16 protein-coding genes are annotated in these 15,939 nt (G+C 62.2%); 13 read left to right on the top strand and 3 right to left on the bottom strand.

Annotation, left to right across the window (positions count from 1 at the left end; genetic code table 11):
• Nucleotides 1-19: 19 nt before the first annotated feature.
• Nucleotides 20-874: a hypothetical protein gene (locus QWB57_RS05740; protein WP_288968707.1), complete on the bottom strand. Its 855-nt coding sequence runs from the start codon at nucleotides 872-874 to the stop codon at nucleotides 20-22.
• Between the two features lie 189 nt (nucleotides 875-1,063).
• Here QWB57_RS05740 and gspE point away from each other — a divergent pair, with 189 nt between their 5' ends.
• The 13 genes from gspE (at nucleotide 1,064) to QWB57_RS05675 (ending at nucleotide 13,334) form a co-directional block, all read left to right on the top strand.
• Complete coding sequence (gspE, locus tag QWB57_RS05735) at nucleotides 1,064-2,770, top strand: type II secretion system ATPase GspE (RefSeq protein ID WP_288968705.1); 1,707 nt, start codon at nucleotides 1,064-1,066, stop codon at nucleotides 2,768-2,770.
• Between the two features lie 4 nt (nucleotides 2,771-2,774).
• Nucleotides 2,775-3,992, top strand: a complete 1,218-nt coding sequence (locus QWB57_RS05730) for a type II secretion system F family protein (RefSeq protein ID WP_223625726.1) — start codon at nucleotides 2,775-2,777, stop codon at nucleotides 3,990-3,992.
• A gap of 81 nt (nucleotides 3,993-4,073) precedes the next feature.
• On the top strand, nucleotides 4,074-4,505 hold the full coding sequence (gene gspG / locus QWB57_RS05725) for a type II secretion system major pseudopilin GspG (protein WP_288968703.1): 432 nt from the start codon (nucleotides 4,074-4,076) through the stop codon (nucleotides 4,503-4,505).
• 28 nt (nucleotides 4,506-4,533) lie between these two features.
• Nucleotides 4,534-5,013: a GspH/FimT family protein gene (locus tag QWB57_RS05720; protein WP_288968702.1), complete on the top strand. Its 480-nt coding sequence runs from the start codon at nucleotides 4,534-4,536 to the stop codon at nucleotides 5,011-5,013.
• Nucleotides 5,013-5,435, top strand: coding sequence for a prepilin-type N-terminal cleavage/methylation domain-containing protein (locus QWB57_RS05715; RefSeq protein WP_288968708.1), 423 nt, complete (start codon nucleotides 5,013-5,015; stop codon nucleotides 5,433-5,435). Before QWB57_RS05720 ends, QWB57_RS05715 begins: the two co-directional genes overlap by 1 nt.
• Nucleotides 5,432-6,070 carry a prepilin-type N-terminal cleavage/methylation domain-containing protein gene (locus QWB57_RS05710; protein ID WP_288968700.1) on the top strand — a complete coding sequence of 213 codons (639 nt, stop codon included), beginning with the start codon at nucleotides 5,432-5,434 and terminating at the stop codon, nucleotides 6,068-6,070. The genes QWB57_RS05715 and QWB57_RS05710 overlap by 4 nt, the downstream gene beginning before the upstream one ends.
• Nucleotides 6,070-6,906, top strand: coding sequence for a type II secretion system protein GspK (locus QWB57_RS05705; RefSeq protein ID WP_223625741.1), 837 nt, complete (start codon nucleotides 6,070-6,072; stop codon nucleotides 6,904-6,906). The genes QWB57_RS05710 and QWB57_RS05705 overlap by 1 nt, the downstream gene beginning before the upstream one ends.
• Complete coding sequence (locus tag QWB57_RS05700) at nucleotides 6,903-8,048, top strand: PilN domain-containing protein (RefSeq protein ID WP_223625744.1); 1,146 nt, start codon at nucleotides 6,903-6,905, stop codon at nucleotides 8,046-8,048. Before QWB57_RS05705 ends, QWB57_RS05700 begins: the two co-directional genes overlap by 4 nt.
• Nucleotides 8,045-8,662, top strand: coding sequence for a type II secretion system protein GspM (gspM, locus tag QWB57_RS05695; protein ID WP_223625747.1), 618 nt, complete (start codon nucleotides 8,045-8,047; stop codon nucleotides 8,660-8,662). Before QWB57_RS05700 ends, gspM begins: the two co-directional genes overlap by 4 nt.
• A complete protein-coding gene (locus tag QWB57_RS05690; RefSeq protein ID WP_288968696.1) occupies nucleotides 8,652-9,440 on the top strand; it encodes a hypothetical protein in 789 nt (262 codons plus the stop codon). The genes gspM and QWB57_RS05690 overlap by 11 nt, the downstream gene beginning before the upstream one ends.
• Before the next feature lie 35 nt (nucleotides 9,441-9,475).
• Nucleotides 9,476-11,644: a type II secretion system secretin GspD gene (gene gspD / locus QWB57_RS05685; protein ID WP_223627678.1), complete on the top strand. Its 2,169-nt coding sequence runs from the start codon at nucleotides 9,476-9,478 to the stop codon at nucleotides 11,642-11,644.
• Nucleotides 11,641-12,492: a glycosyltransferase family A protein gene (locus QWB57_RS05680; protein WP_288968695.1), complete on the top strand. Its 852-nt coding sequence runs from the start codon at nucleotides 11,641-11,643 to the stop codon at nucleotides 12,490-12,492. Before gspD ends, QWB57_RS05680 begins: the two co-directional genes overlap by 4 nt.
• Nucleotides 12,489-13,334, top strand: coding sequence for a glycosyltransferase family 2 protein (locus QWB57_RS05675; RefSeq protein ID WP_288968694.1), 846 nt, complete (start codon nucleotides 12,489-12,491; stop codon nucleotides 13,332-13,334). The genes QWB57_RS05680 and QWB57_RS05675 overlap by 4 nt, the downstream gene beginning before the upstream one ends.
• Before the next feature lie 77 nt (nucleotides 13,335-13,411).
• On the opposite strand, the gene pyrF is transcribed toward QWB57_RS05675, so the two are convergent.
• Together pyrF and ettA are read right to left on the bottom strand one after the other, a co-directional pair.
• Nucleotides 13,412-14,227 carry an orotidine-5'-phosphate decarboxylase gene (gene pyrF, locus QWB57_RS05670; protein ID WP_288968692.1) on the bottom strand — a complete coding sequence of 272 codons (816 nt, stop codon included), beginning with the start codon at nucleotides 14,225-14,227 and terminating at the stop codon, nucleotides 13,412-13,414.
• Nucleotides 14,228-14,280: 53 nt separating this feature from the next.
• Nucleotides 14,281-15,939: energy-dependent translational throttle protein EttA (gene ettA / locus QWB57_RS05665; RefSeq protein WP_288968690.1), on the bottom strand; the 1,659-nt coding region annotated here is incomplete at its 5' end.

Raw genomic sequence — 15,939 nt, 5'->3', positions numbered from 1 at the left:
ACTGCGTGGCTATTCCCGCTTAGACCGGTGGCGGGTTGCCGCCCGCCGCGCAATACGGCAGCTGGCGGTACTGGCGGATCCAGCGATGGATCCAGTCATCCAGTGCCTTGCCGGTCAGACCGCTTTCGCAGATCTTGACGCACCACAACAATTGCGTGCCGGTGTAGCCGGAGCTGGCGCAGGTGGTGACCATGCCGCCAGGGATGGCCCAAGCGATCAGATTGGTGGCGTAGGCTTGCATGCCGGGACTCGCGGCATTCCCGGAGCAAGGGCCAGCGGCGAAGTAACAGGTGAGTGGAATTGTGGAGAACACCACTTTGCCGGCACCGGTGTTGTAGGCAAAGGTGGTGACATAGCTTGCGGTGTCCTGTGTCGCCAGGATTTGCGAGCCAGCGGGCAGAGACCCTGCATCGACATAGCCGTGATTGGATGAGCTGCCATTATCCAGCGAGGCATTGTTGATCGCGCCACCAGGGCCTGCGGTGATTGGGGAGCCTGACGGGAAATCGATCTGGTATCGATTTCCACCGTTATATGAGTAGGGTACGGTCTGCCCGCCAGGCAAGGATTTGCTGCCTTGGCCGCCCCAGTTGGGGTCATGCCAGATCAGTACCATGCCGCTGTTTACGGCGCTGTCCACCGCCGCATTGGTTGCGAAATAGCAGCCGTTGATGAACAAGCCTTGTAGCCCCGCCAGCGAGGGCGCATCCAGAGATGCGACGGCAACTGGCGTATGGCCAGCCGCGGTGATGATGGAGGCGGGATTGACGTTGTAGCAATTGTCCCCGTAGTACCCCACATTTCCCGCATGGCTGACGGCCGGCATCGCCATTGCCCCCAACCCCCCCAGTACCGCCAACGCCAGTGTTGTCATTTGCGTTTTCATTGTTGGCATCTCTCACTTGGTTAGGCACCCGCATTGGGTGCATCTGTTGTGTAACAGCGCAAAACGGGGAACAAAGCGGACACCGGGATTGGATGTCCGTCCGATGCCCGTGCCCATCGCGTCTCGGCGGTCGCCCTGTTACGCTCTTGCTTGCCGTCCGCTAGCCACCAAGCCCGCATGAATGCTGTTCTGTCCGATCCTACGCCATCTGCCGACGAGCGCGTTGTGGCGCTGCTGTTGCAGCGCGGCAAACTGAAAGACACCGATCTGGCCAGTGCGCGCAAGCTGCAAGACCAAGACGGTGGCGATTTGCTGGTGCTGCTGGGGCGGCTGGGGTTGGTGTCCGAGCGCGACCATGCCGAGGCCTGCGCCGCTGAGCTGGTGCTGCCGCTGCGCAGTGCAAAAGAGGTGCCCGAGTTGCCACCCGAGGAGGTGACGCTGGGCTTCAAGTTCATGAAGCAATTTCATGCAGTGGCGGTGGCTGCCGATGCCGCCGGCGTGGATGTGCTGCTGGCCGACCCGCAAGATGCGTATGTGCAGGACGCGCTGCGTTTGGCGCTGGGGCGGCCACTGCGCCCGGCGGTGGCGTTGCGTTCGGAAATTGATGAGCTGATCGAGCGCTGGTACGGGCAAGGCCGCAGTGCGATGGAAGGCATCGTCGAGCGTGCCGAAGGTGAGGAACATTTCGATGATGTTGAACACCTGCGCGATCTGGCTTCGGAAGCACCGGTCATTCGGTTGGTGAATCTGATCATCCAGCGGGCGGTGGAAATGCGCGCATCCGACATCCATATCGAGCCCTTCGAGACGCGCTTGAAAGTGCGTTACCGCATCGACGGGGTGTTGGAAGAAGGCGAAAGCCCGCCGCTGAACCTGACCGCCGCCATCATCAGCCGCATCAAGATCATGGCCAAGCTCAACATTGCCGAGCGCCGGCTGCCGCAGGACGGGCGCATCATGGCGCGGGTGCAGGGCAAGGAATTGGATCTGCGTGTGTCCAGCATTCCCACTGCGCATGGCGAATCGGTGGTGATGCGGTTGCTGGATCGCGAAACCGTGGTGCTGGATTTTGCCAAACTGGGGTTTGGCGAACACTTCATGCCGCGCTTCCAGAAAGTGCTGGAACAGCCGCACGGCATCTTGCTGGTCACCGGTCCCACGGGTTCCGGCAAAACCACCACGCTGTACACCGCGCTGTCCAAACTCAATACACCCAAGGTCAAAATCATTACGGTCGAAGACCCGGTGGAATACCAGATCGACGGTATCAATCAAATTCAAGCCAAGCCCGCCATTGGACTGGATTTTGCCAACGCTCTGCGCAGCATCGTGCGGCAAGACCCCGATATCATCATGATCGGTGAAATGCGTGATCTGGAAACCGCACGCATCGCCATCCAGTCCGCCCTGACCGGGCATTTGGTGCTGTCCACCTTGCACACCAACAACGCCGCCGGCGGCATCACGCGATTGCTGGATATGGGTGTGGAAGACTATCTGTTGACCTCCACCGTCAACGGCATTTTGGCGCAGCGCCTGGTGCGCAGGCTTGAGCCCACCCATGCCGAAAAATATCCGGCATCGCCCGAGGAAATCGAAAAATTCGGCTTGCGCCGATTCCAGCCGCAAGGCGATATTTTCCTGTATCGCGCGGTGCCCTCGCCACTGTCCCCCACTGGCTATCTGGGCCGCACCACCATCATGGAATTGCTGGTGATGGACGACGAAGTGCGGCGTGCGGTGATGCGGCATGCCGGCATGGATGAAATCGAGCGTCTGGCGCGGCAAGGCGGCATGAGCACGATGTACGAAGTGGGCATCGCCAAAGCCCTGCGCGGCGAAACCACCATCGAAGAGGTGCTGCGTGTGACTGAGGACGCGTAAGGTCATGGCCCTGTACCGCTACAAAGCCTTCAACGTGCGCGGTGAACTGCTGGATGGCCAGATGGAGGCCGCCAGTGATGCCGAGGTGGCGGCACGCCTGCAAGAGCAGGGCCATCTGCCGGTGGAGGCCGCGCTGGCCAGTGGCAGCGGGGGGGCGTCGGCGTGGCGTGGGTTGTTCAAACCTGCACCATTTGCGGGGCAAAAACTGGTGCAATTCACGCAGCAGTTGGCCACCTTGCTGGGCGCCGGGCAGCCGCTGGATCGGGCTTTGGCAATTTTGCTGGAGCTGCCGGAGGATGCCGCCGCCAAACGTACGATTACCGATATTCGTGATGCGGTGCGCGGTGGCGCATCGTTGTCGGCGGCGCTGGAGCGGCAGCACGGCACGTTTGGGCGGTTGTACGTGAATATGGTGCGTGCAGGCGAAGCCGGTGGCAGTTTGCACGACACCTTGCAGCGCTTGGCCGACTATCTGGAGCGCGCCAGTGCGCTGCGCGGACGGGTGATCAATGCCTTGGTGTATCCGGCCATTTTGTTGTTGATGGTAGGGCTGTCGCTGCTGTTTTTGCTGGGCTATGTGGTGCCGCAATTTGCCGCGATGTATGAAAGCCTGGATGCCAAGTTGCCGTGGTTTTCGCAGGCGGTGCTGGGCTTGGGCATGCTGGTGCGGCATTGGTGGGTGGTGATTTTGGCGCTACCACTGCTCATGCTGTTGTGGCTGGATCGCAAGCGCCGTGATCCGGCATTCATGCTCAAGTGTGATGGTTGGCTGCTGCGGCAAAAATTGGCCGGGCCGTTGGTGGCCAAGCTGGACACCGCACGCTTGGCGCGCACCTTGGGCACCTTGTTGCGCAATGGTGTCCCGCTGTTGGCGGCATTGGGCATTGCCCGCAACGTGTTGGACAATCGCGTGCTGGCGGCGGATGTGGATGCAGCGGCGGCTGAGGTCAAAAACGGCATTGGATTGTCGGCGGCACTGAGCAAGGGCAAGCGATTTCCGCGGTTGGCGCTGCAGATGATGCAAGTGGGCGAAGAGTCCGGCGCGCTGGACAGCATGCTGCTCAAAACCGCAGATACGTTCGAACAGGAAACGTCGGTGGCGATGGATCGTCTGCTGGCGGCTTTGGTGCCGGCAGTGACCTTGGTGTTGGCGGTGGTGGTGGGCGTGGTGATCTTGTCGGTGCTGACGCCCATCTACGATCTCACCAATGTGGTGGGCTGAGGCCGCTAAACTTCAAATTCGTTCGGCATCCATGTCGGATGCTGCCTGGTTACGCAACTTCACATTTCGCGGATTGTTACTATGCGCAAGCGTCAATTTTCAGGATCGATGTCGAAAGCCGCACAGCGCGGATTTTCGCTCATCGAAATCATCGTGGTGGTGGTGCTGATTGGCGGCATCGTGGCGTTTGCCGCCTCACGCATCTTGGGGGGTGGTGATCGTGCCAAGGTCAAATTGACCCAGGCACAATTGCAAACCTTGGCCGAGAAAATTGACCAGTACAAAATGGATACCGGCGCACTGCCGCCCACGCTGGATGCGTTGGTGACCGCACCGGGGGGCACCCAGGGCTGGTTGGGGCCGTATGCCAAAACTGCAGATTTGAACGATGCCTGGATGCATCCGATGCTGTACAAGGTGCCGGGGGAAGGTAGGCCGTTTGATTTGGTCAGCTATGGCGCCGACGGCAAGCCGGGCGGCGATAGCGTGAACGCCGACCTCAAGTTCGACTAAGCCTGCCTGCGCAAGTATGCGAGTGAGCATGCGCCCGCAATTGCCCGTGCCCGGCTTTTCATTGCTGGAAATGCTGCTGGTGCTGGTATTGATTGCCGCTGCCACGCTGCTGGCAATGGCAGCATTCAGTGGCGGCCTGCGCGGTATCGAGTTGCGTTCGGCGGCCAAGGAGGTGGCCGCGCAGATGCGGTTTTCACGCGCCTTGGCGATTGCCAGCGGCCAACCACAGGATGTGATCATCGACCCAACCGCCCGCACCTGGCGCGCCGCCAAGGACCGGCACGGACAATTGCCCAGTGGTGGCGAGGTCGTATTCACCGGCGCGCGCGCCGCGCAATTGGGGATCACGGACAACCCTGCCGCACCACTCGGTGCGGTGCGGTTTTTTCCGGATGGTGCGGCTACCGGCGGCCGCTTGCGCTTGCAGGCCAACGGCGCAGGCTGGGATGTCGATGTGCGTTGGTTGACCGGCGAAGTGCAGTTGCAACGGGTGGGGTCTGCGCCATGATGCGGCGCGCTCAAACGGGGTTTACCTTGATCGAAATTTTGGTGGCGTTTGCGGTGTTGGCGCTGGCCCTGACGTTGCTATTAGGCACCTTGTCGGGGGCCAGCCGGCAAGTACGTCAAGGTGGCGATGCAGGGCGTGCGGGATTACTGGCGCAGTCGTTGCTGGAGGAGCGGCTGGTGTTGTTGCAGGCGCCACTGCAGCAGCAAGGTGAATTGGAAAACGGGCGCTACCACTGGCAGTTGGCCGTGACCCCTTGGCAAGACCCGCAACCGCGCCCGCGCGCTACCCCGCAAGATCCGTTCGCAGCGCGTTTGCTGCATGTGCAACTGGATATGCAATGGGGTGATGGCGGGCCGCAGCAGCAGCTGCATGTAGCGTCGTTGCGGCTGGTGTTGCCGCCCAAGTTGGAGCCTGGCCAGTGAGCCGGCACGCACATGGCTTTACCTTGCTGGAAGTCCTGCTGGCGGTGACTTTGCTGGCTGCCGCATTGGCCTTGGGGTTTGGTGTGGTGCGCGCCGCCGGGGCGACGGTGGCGCGCGGCGAACTGGTCAGCCAACGCAATGAACGCATGCGTGCGGTGTCCGAGTTCTTGCGGCAGCGCATCGGTGGTGCGCAGGGCATCGTGTTTGCATTCGATCAGCAAAGCGGGCGTTCGCTGCGGTTTGTGGGCGAGGCCAAGGCGGTGCGGTTTGTCGCGGATCTGCCGGATTATTTGGGCCGTGGCGGGCCGCATCTGCACGACTTGCAACTGCGCGATACAGGTAACGGCACGCAAGCATTGGAGGTGCTGTTCCGGTTGGTGCAAGCCGCGCAAGCGCGAGCGCCCACGCGCCCGCCCGAAGCACTGGTCGATGGCCTGACCCGGGTCGAATTTGCCTACAGAAGCTTGGGTGACGATGGCAAGCTGGGGCCGTGGCAGCCACAATGGGAAAACCCGGAAGCACTACCGATGCAGGTGCGTGTGCGGCTTGCTGATGCGCAAGGCGATTGGCCCGAGCTGGTGGTGTCGCTGCCGCAGGCTGGCAGTTATCTGGCCGGTGGTCGGAGCAAATCCTGATGGCCGGACACGCGACGATGCGCGGTGCTGCGCTGTTGATGGTGTTGTGGCTGGTCTTGCTGCTGGCAGGATTGGTGGCTGGGTATGCGCTGACGGCACGGGTGGAGTCGCTGCAGGGCAATGGCGTTGCGCGTACCTTGGTGGCGCGTGAAGCGGCACGGGCGGGGGTGGAATACGCCGCTGCACGCATGTTGGAACAAGACCCTGCACGGCGCTGGGCGGTGGATGGACGTGCCTACAAGATTGATTTTCAAGGCATTCCAGTAACTATTACGGTGCGCGATGAGGCGGCAAAGATCGACCTCAATGGCGCATCACTTGATCTCATCAGTCATTTATTGCAAGTCGTAGGTGAGCCGCGCGAGTCAGCCGACCGGCTGGCGGGTGCGGTGATCGATTGGCGCGATCCGGATAGTTTGACCCAGCCCGGCGGCGGTGCCGAAGACGCTGACTATCTGGGCGCCGGGCTGACCTGGGGGGCCAAAGATGCGCCGTTTGAATCGGTGGCTGAACTGGAACAGGTGTTGGGGATGCGCCCGGCGTTGTATGCCGCTGCGGCGCCGCATTTGACGATTTACACCGGGCAGGCTGCACCGGATGCCAATTTTGCCGATGCGGTGGTGCGCAAGGCGATGGGTCTGCCGGAAAAAGCCGCGCCCATCGACCCGGCAGCGCCCCCGTTACCTGGCAGCGGCACGTATAGTATTGATAGCCGTGCCCGGCTCACCGATGGGCGCAGCGCGCGTCTTTCGGTGGTGCTCAGAATGGGGGGCAGTGGATTGCCGGGTTCGACATACACAACGCTGCACTGGCAGGCGGGGGGAGTCACGCAGTGAGCGCACAACAGGCAAGGGGGGCGCTGCTTGCACAGTCCGGTTCGGGGCTGCGCGGGCTGCTGACTTGGTGGGGGCACAGTCTTGCCGCATGGTTGCCGGCGTCGCTGCGCCGCATCGTGGTGGCCGGTGACGAACGTCTGTGGCTGCAGCCGCAGGGTGATGACGTGCGCCTACTGCTGCAAGGAGACGCGGGTCCACGGGAATTGGCGAGCTTGCCCTTGCCACTCCCAGCCGGAAGCGATCCCTTGCAGCGGGTGTTGCATGAACGTGCGCGTGATCTGCCGCGCTGGCTGCAGTTGCCGGACACTGCCGGGTTGCGGCGAAGCCTGGTGCTACCGGCCGCCGCCCGCGAGCGGTTGCGTGAAGTCTTGAGCTTTGAAATTGAGCGGCAAACGCCGTTCGCAGCGACCGATGTCCTGTTTGCCGGGCGCCTGTTGCAAATTCGGGACGATGGCCAGTTGCACGTTGAGCTGGTGGTGTTGCCACGCACCCAGTTTGAGGCGACCTGCGCGCGCCTGGGCGGCATGGCACAGGGTTTGGCCGGAGTGGATTTAATCACCTCAAATGGGCAGCCATTGGGGGTCAACGTGCTGCCACCGGCATCGCGTGGCAAGCAGCACGACAGCTGGCGTTGGTGGAATCTGGGGCTGGCCGCTGTGGCGTTGTTGGCGATAGTGCTGGGAATGGCGCAATTGCTGGACAACCGGCGCGCCGCTGCCGCCACCTTGAAAACCCAGATGCAAGCGCGCGAGACGCAGGCGCGTGCCATTTCCAGCGAACGTCAACGACTGCTGGATACGGTGGAGGGTGAGACCTATCTGCGTGCCCAGCGCAATGATCGCCCGCCGGTAGTGGAGGTGATGCAGGCACTGGCGCAGCGCCTGCCCGATGGCACTTATTTGGAGAAATTGTCGATCGACGGCGATCAACTCAACGTCATCGGCTTGTCCAGCCAGGCCGCTGCACTGGTAGGCAAGCTGGAAGGCGCGCCGCAATGGACAACGCCAGCACTGAGCGGCGCGCTGCAGCAGGATCCGCGCACGCGCATGGATCGCTTTACGTTGGTGGCGCAGCTGGCCGGGAAACTTCCGGCAGCCGCATCCAGTCCTGCCGCCACATCCACCGCAGGAGAGCCGCGATGAGTCCGCTCATTCCCGCCAGGCGTGATCGTTGGTTGGCACTGGCCTTGTTGCTGGTGGTGTTGGGATTGCTTTGGTTGTTGCTGGTATCGCCGTTGTTTGGCCAGCCGCTGCAGCAAGTCAATGCCGAGCTCACCCAGTTGCAGACCCGCGATGCGCGCCTGCGCAGCCTGCTGGGGCAAAAAAACCTGGTTGAACAACGCTTGGCCGCACTGGCCGCCCGTGGCGGTGGTTCCGGGTTTTTGGTCGAACCCACCGCTGAGCTGGCGACCGCCGGCTTGATCCAGCAATTGGAGCAAGTGGTCAGCGAGACCAGCCCGGGCAGCCGGGGTTGTGCGCTGGTCAACCGCACCCCCTTGGGCGATGAGGCGCAGAGTGGGCGCTACCGTCGAGTCACCGTGCAAGTGCGCCTGCGCTGCGGCAATGCGGAAACCTTGGCGGTGCTGCACGCCTTGCAATCAGCGCGCCCGTATTTGTTCATCGACAGCCTATCGATTACCGCGCAACGCTATTTCGCAGTGCCCGGAAGCGGGCAACCGCAGGAAGGTGGGCTGGATGTGAACTTCAACTTGTACGGCTATCTGCGCCCCGGTCCTGGAGGTGCACATGGCCGTTGAGCAAGGCGGGCTGCAGCGCTTCCTGCGGGCCGGGCCATTGACGTGGGTGCTGGCTGCGGTGTGCGGCTGGGCGCTGTTGTTTTGGCTGGGAAGCATGCTGGGCTTGGGTGGGCGCACGGGCGAGCTGCCGCCGTTGCCGGCGGAGGCCTTGCCATCACCCGCGGCAATGGTGCCGGATCGGATCGGGCCAATGGCGCAATACGATGAGGCGGCGTCGCGGCCGCTGTTTACCGAAGATCGCAAGCCGCGGGCATTCTTGGCCACCGCCCCCGACGAGGGCGAAGCAGGGGCCAATAGTTCGATGAACTTCATCCTTACCGGGGTATTGATCAGCCCCAGTGTGCAGTTGGCTATCTTGCAGCCCAGCGGCGGCGGCAACTCGCAGCGGGTGCGGGTGGGGAGTGCGCCGGATGGTGCCGCAGGCTGGCGCTTGCAGGAAGTACAGCCACGCCGCGCAATTTTCGAAGGACCGGGCGGGCAAATGACGCTGGATCTGCGCACTTTTGGTGTCGCCGGGACACCGGCAGGTGCAACCAAGGTCGCTGCGGAAGCTGCATCAGCTGCGGCTGATGCCGCGGCGGCCGGCCCGCCGCTGCCGCCACCGACGCCAGATGAATCCCGTCGCATTGATGAAATTCGCAAGCGCATCGAAGCCCGCCGCGCGCAATTGCAACAACACAATCCGGCCCCGCCACCGCGTGCGCCAGCCAACTCCACAACCAGCATTACCCATGCACCTGCCAGTGCCGGCCCGGTACTGCAGGAGGTAAAAGAATGATGCAAACCCATGCCATGACCCGGACGTTTCAGCCCATGACTGCGCGCACGTTAACGATTTCCCTGTTGGTCGGCACATTGGCTGCCTGTGCCAGCGTCCCGCAGCCGCAGTTACACCGCACCCAACGCAGCGCGCAGGCACAAGATGCCAATGCTGGCAGCGGCGATGTCCGCAAGGAAATCTTGCAGGAATTGGGGAGTGACGGCCCGCAGCCAGTGATCCGGCGCGGCAATGGGGGCGTCATCAATCAAAAAGTCGCCAGTGCGCCGCCGCCCTCGCTGGCCAGCAGCGGGCAGGCCAGCTTCAATTTCGAAGGTGAATCGTTGCAGGCGGTGGTCAAAGCCATTCTCGGTGACATGCTCGGCCAGAGCTACAGCATTGCCCCCGGCGTGCAGGGGACGGTGACCGTGGCCACCCAGAAGCCGGTCGGTGCCGCCGGTGCGCTGAGTCTGTTGGATCAGGTATTAGCGCAAAACAACGCGCGCATGGTGTACAGCGATGGCCGCTACAACATCGTGACTGCCGATCAGGCATTGCAAAATGGTGCAGCGCTGCGCACCGGCTCGCCGGCAACCGCGCGCGGTTTTGAATCACGCGTGGTGCCATTGCGTTTTGTCTCGGCTACCGAGATGGAGAAAATTCTCAAGCCGTACGCACGCCAAGGCTCGATCGTCACAGTGGATGGCGCCCGCAACCTGATCACCATTGCCGGTACTCGCGCCGAGCTGGAAAACTACCTGCGCACCATTCAGGTGTTCGATGTGGACTGGATGTCCAGCATGTCGGTGGGTGTGTTTCCCCTGCAGTCGGGCAAAGCCACCGATGTGGTGCAAGACCTGGAGCGCGTGTTCGGTGAACAGGGCAAGACTCCGGTCGCAGGCATGTTCCGGTTCATGCCGCTGGAAGCGACCAATTCGGTGATGGTGATCACTGCGCAGCCCAGTTATCTGGATGAAATCCACCAGTGGATCGACCGCATCGAAGGTGGCAGCGGCGATGGCCGGTTGTTCTCCTACGAATTGAAATACATCAAGGCGCGCGATCTGGCCGATCGCCTGTCGGAAGTGTTTGGTGGCAAAGGGGGATCGCAAAACGAAGATGCAAACGCCTCGCTGATGCCGGGCGTGCAGGGCAGCGAATTGCGCGATGGCAACAGCGACGACCGTTCCGGGTTGTCATCCACTGGTGCCGGTGGGGCTGGGCTTGGCCAAGGCGGCAGCCTGCCGCAGTCGCGTGGCGGCAATGGCCGGGTGACGCTGAAGGTAGGCGGTGCCGAAGTCGGCGTGTCGGCCGTGGAAGACACCAACTCGCTGCTGGTGCGCGCCAGCGCGGCGCAATGGAAGTCGATCCGCGAAGTCATTGATCGCCTCGATGTGATGCCGATGCAAGTGCAGATCGAAGCGCAAGTCATCAGCGTGGCGTTGAAGGGCGATTTGCAATACGGCGTGAGCTGGTTCTTCGATCATGCGGTGAATTCCAATGCCGCCGGCAATCTGCCGTATCCGACCGGGCGTAACAGTTGGGGCAGCTATTCCGGTGGCATCAATCCGATGAGCAATGGCGGTGGCAACTTGCTCAGTTGGACCTTCCTTGGCAAAAATGCTGCCGCCATCGTCAGTGCCTTGGACAGTGTGACCGATGTGCGCACCTTGTCTTCCCCATCGGTATTGGCGCAGAACAATCGCGAGGCCACCCTCAATGTTGGCCAGAGGATTCCGATTGCGTCGGTCAGCTTCAATCCGAGCGGTGGCAACAGCAATGGCACCTATAGCCAAGTGCAATATTTGGACACCGGCATCATCCTCAAGGTGCGCCCGCGGATTACCCGCGATGGCATGGTGTTCCTCGATATCGTGCAGGAAGTCAGCAAGCCGGCTGGCGTTGCGGATATTCAAGGCAATGTGCGCATCGATACCAGCAAGGTCACCACCAGTGCAGTGGCCCCCAGCGGTGACACCATCATGCTGGCCGGTCTGATTGCCGATGGCAGTCAGAAAGGCTCTATGGGTGTGCCAGGGTTGAGCCGGATTCCGATCATCGGTGGCCTGTTCGGCCAGCAGAATAACGGCAAGACACGTGACGAACTGGTGGTGCTGATTACCCCCACCGTGGTGCGCAATCCGCTGGAGGCACGCAACTTGACCGACGAATACGGGCGTCGTTTCCGCGCACTTGATCCAATCTATAACCCGAAGAAAAAGTGAACCAAGCGGGCGCGTCTTGGCCAGTGATCCTGGTGCCGGTCGGCACCAATGAGGACGCGTTGGATGGCTGTTTGGCAGCACTGGATGCCGGCACACCGCACGGTACCCGGGTGTGGCTGGCGGATGATGCGCAAGCCGGCCCACGCGGGCTTGCGTTGATCCGGCATTGGCTGGGCACAACGCGCTTGCAAGCCGCGCATACCCGGCGCAGCCAGCCCTTGGGCGAAGCGGCGCATCTGCAACAAGCCTTGCAGGCCTGTGGCAATGCCGACGTGGTGGTGCTGGCCAGTGATGCACGCCCGGTACCCGGCTGGCTGACGCAATTGGCTGCGTGTTTGGCCAGCGATGCCGCCATCGCCACGGCAACCCCCTGGTGCAATGCCGGCGAAGTCGCGGCGTGGCCACGGATTGGCGAAATCGTAGTGCTACCCGATGCCCTTGGTCGTTTGGCCGACGCCTGCGCCCATCTGCCTGCCGACTACCCGCCGCTGCCCTCGGCGGTGGCGCATGCGGTATTGCTGCGTGGATTGGCGCGCGTTGCAGCCGGCGGTGTGGATGGCGTCAGCTATCAGTCCTGGTATGCGGCGTTGATTGATTTATCGCTGCGCATGGCGGGGCTGGGTGGGCGCAATGTGTTGTGCGATAACGCATTCGTGTTGCGTGATGCCGAGAGTGCGCCGCAGACCGGCGATCTTGACGCATTGGCTGTGCGCTGGCCGGCATGGCATGCACGGCTGGCCGACTGTCTGATGCACGACCCCTTGCTGCCACAGCGGCAGCGGCTGCAACAAGCATTGCAAGCCGCCGAACGCGTGCCACCGCAACCGGATTTGTTCGTGACGCCATGACCCTGGCTAGCCGCGCCGACATTGCCGTCATCGTGGTGGCCTACAACAGCGAAGCCACGATCGAACCCTGCCTGCAGCGGTTGCGGGCCGCAGAAGGGGTTGCCGAGGTGCGCGTGGTTGACAATAACTCCAGTGACAGCACGCTCGACATCGTGCAGCGGCACGCATTGGCCGACCCGCGTCTGCGTTTCATCGCCAACCCCGACAATCCCGGGTTTGCCGTGGCCTGCAACCAAGGTGCCGCCACTAGCCATGCGCCGTGGCTGGCGTTCGTCAACCCGGATTGCTTTGTGGAGGCCGACACCTTGGCGCATTTGCGTGCCGCCGCCAGTGCAGTGGGGGGCGGCTTGGTGGGGGCTGCGTTGTGTGACGAAGACGGCGTGTGGGATGCCGCCGCGCGCCGACGCGATCCGCAATTTGCGGCGATGTTGCGTTCATCGCGCGCACGCAATCTCAGCCTGCCGCGTGATGCAGCACAAGCGTTGCAACCGGTGGATGCCGTGTCCGGCGCATTGATGGTGTTGCCGCGTGTCGTGTTCGAACGGATGGATGGGTTTGATGCTGGCTACCGCCTGCACGCAGAAGATCTGGATCTATGCCGGCGCGTGCGTGCAGCCGGCGCGCAGGTGGTTTGCGCCAATGCGGTGCGCGTGGTGCATGTCCGCGGCGTGTCTTCGCGTGCGCGCCCAGTCTTTGTTGAATGGCACAAGCACCGTGGACTGTGGCGTTATTTTTGCAAGTTCGAGGCCAGTCAATGCGGGATGGTGACCCGCATGGCGGTGTTTGCGATGATTTGGGGTCGATTCCCGTTTGCGGTGTTGCGCGCCGCGCTACACCGGTAGGGGCAGCCCATGGCTGCGACTGTCATGCCAAGGACGGTCGCGCGCAGGGCGCGCTCCGGCAGGTTGTGAGAGTACGATCAACGCCAACGATTGATGGTATCGCGCAGCTCGCGCGCGGCGTCAGCGGCTGCTTCGGCATAGCCTTCGCCTTGCGAGGCGTACAGGATGCCGCGTGAGGAATTGATCATCAGCCCGGTACCGTCGGCGGTCTTGCCATTGTTCACCACCGCTTCGACATCACCGCCCTGTGCGCCGATGCCCGGAATCAGCAGTGGCATGTCACCGACGAGGTTGCGAATGACCTTCAGTTCTTGCGGGAAGGTGGCCCCCACCACCAGCGCGCAATTGCCATCGCCGTTCCACTCGTCGGCAATGGTGCGGGCGATGAGCTGGTACAGCGGCTGGCCATCGATCAGCAGTTCCTGGAAATCACGCGCACCGGGGTTGGAGGTGTGACACAGGAACACGCAGCCACGGTCGTTGTAATCCAGAAACGGTTGCGCGGAATCCTTGCCCATGTATGGATTCAGCGTTACCGCATCGGCGCCGAAGCGCTCGAACGCCTCGCAGGCATACTGCTGCGCGGTGCTGCCGATATCGCCGCGCTTGGCGTCCAGGATCACCGGCACATCCGGGTGTTCCGCATTGATATGTGCGATCAAGCGCTGCAATGCCGCCTCGCCATGGTTGTGCGCGGCGAAATACGCAATTTGCGGTTTGAACGCACAAGCGTATTGCGCGGTGGCATCGACAATGTCGCGACAAAACGCGAAAAGCGCGTCGTCGTCATCCACAAAGCAATCCGGGAATTTGGCCGGATCCGGGTCAAGGCCCACGCAGACCAGGGTGTCGGCCTGCTGCCAACGGGTGCGCAGTTTCTGGATAAAGGTCATGGCGGGTTGCTCCTGCATGCAAAGACGCCCACGTTGCCGTGGGCGTCCGGTCATTACTTCAGCGCCTTGAACCGCAAGCGCTTCGGGCCGGCGTCGTCACCCATGCGGCGGCGCTTGTCTTCCTCGTATTCGCGGTAATTGCCCTGGAAGAACTCCACGTGCGAGTCGCCTTCGAAGGCGAGGATGTGGGTGGCGATGCGGTCGAGGAACCAGCGGTCATGCGAAATGACGAAGGTGTTGCCGGGGAATTCCAGCAGCGCATCTTCCAGCGCACGCAGGGTTTCGATGTCCAGATCGTTCGACGGTTCGTCGAGCAGCAGCACATTACCGCCCTGCAACAGGGTCTTGGCCATGTGCAGGCGGCCACGCTCACCCCCGGAGAGCGTGCCGACCAATTTCTGCTGGTCCTGGCCCTTGAAGTTGAAACGGCCGATGTAGGCGCGGGACTGGATTTCCACGCCATTGATATTGAGGATATCGCGCCCGCCCGACACTTCCTGAAACACGGTGTGGTCGCCTTCCAGTGCGCCACGGCTCTGGTCCACATATGCAAGATTGACGGTGGGGCCGATGTTGATCGAGCCCGAATCCGGCTTTTCTTGCCCGGTGATCATCTTGAACAGGGTGGATTTGCCGGCACCGTTGGGGCCGATGATGCCAACGATGGCGCCCGGCGGCACGATCATCGACAAATCATCAATCAACAGGCGGTCACCAAACGTTTTCGACACGCCCTTGAACTCAATCACCGAGTTGCCCAAACGCTCGCCAGGTGGAATGAAGATTTCATTGGTCTCGTTGCGGCGCTGGTAGTCGACGGCTTGCAATTCGTCCAGGCGCGCCAAACGCGCCTTGCCCTTGCTGCGGCCGCCCTTGGCGTTTTGCCGCGCCCATTCCAGTTCTTTTTGAATGGCTTTTTGGCGCGATTTTTCCTGATTGTCTTCCTGCTTCAGGCGCTCGTCTTTCTGGGTCAGCCAGTCGGTGTAATTGCCCTTCCACGGAATGCCACGGCCGCGATCGAGTTCCAGAATCCACTCGGCGGCGTTGTCGAGGAAGTAGCGATCATGGGTGACCGCCACTACGGTGCCGGTATAGCGGTGCAGGAACTGTTCCAGCCATTCGACGGATTCGGCGTCGAGGTGGTTGGTGGGTTCGTCGAGCAGCAGCATGTCGGGTTTTTGCAGCAGCAGGCGGCACAGCGCCACACGGCGTTTTTCACCACCGGACAGCTTGCCAACGATGGCATCCCACGGCGGCAGGCGCAGCGCGTCGGCGGCCACTTCCAGCTGATTTTCCAAGGTGTGTGCATCACCTGCGGCGAGGATGGCTTCCAGGCGTTCCTGCTCCTTCGCCAAGGCGTCAAAGTCGGCGCCCTCCTCGGCGTAGGCGGCATAGACCTCGTCCAGCCGGGCCTGCGCCTGCAGCACTTCGCCCACGCCTTCTTCCACCGCTTGCCGCACCGTGTGCTCGGGGTTGAGTTCCGGTTCCTGCGCCAGATAGCCCACCTTGATGCCGGCTTGTGGGCGCGCCTCGCCTTCGAAATCCTTGTCCACCCCAGCCATGATTTTCAGCACGGTGGATTTGCCGGAGCCATTCAGGCCCAGCAGGCCGATCTTGGCACCCGGGAAAAACGAGAGCGAGATGTCCTTGATGATCTGCCGCTTGGGCGGAACCATCTTGGACACGCGGTTCATGGTGTAGATGTATTGCGA

It is taken from the genome of uncultured Thermomonas sp. (assembly GCF_937872235.1).
In the GTDB taxonomy this organism is placed as follows: Bacteria; Pseudomonadota; Gammaproteobacteria; order Xanthomonadales; family Xanthomonadaceae; genus Thermomonas; species Thermomonas beijingensis.
This window is presented reverse-complemented; position numbering and strand designations above follow the sequence as displayed.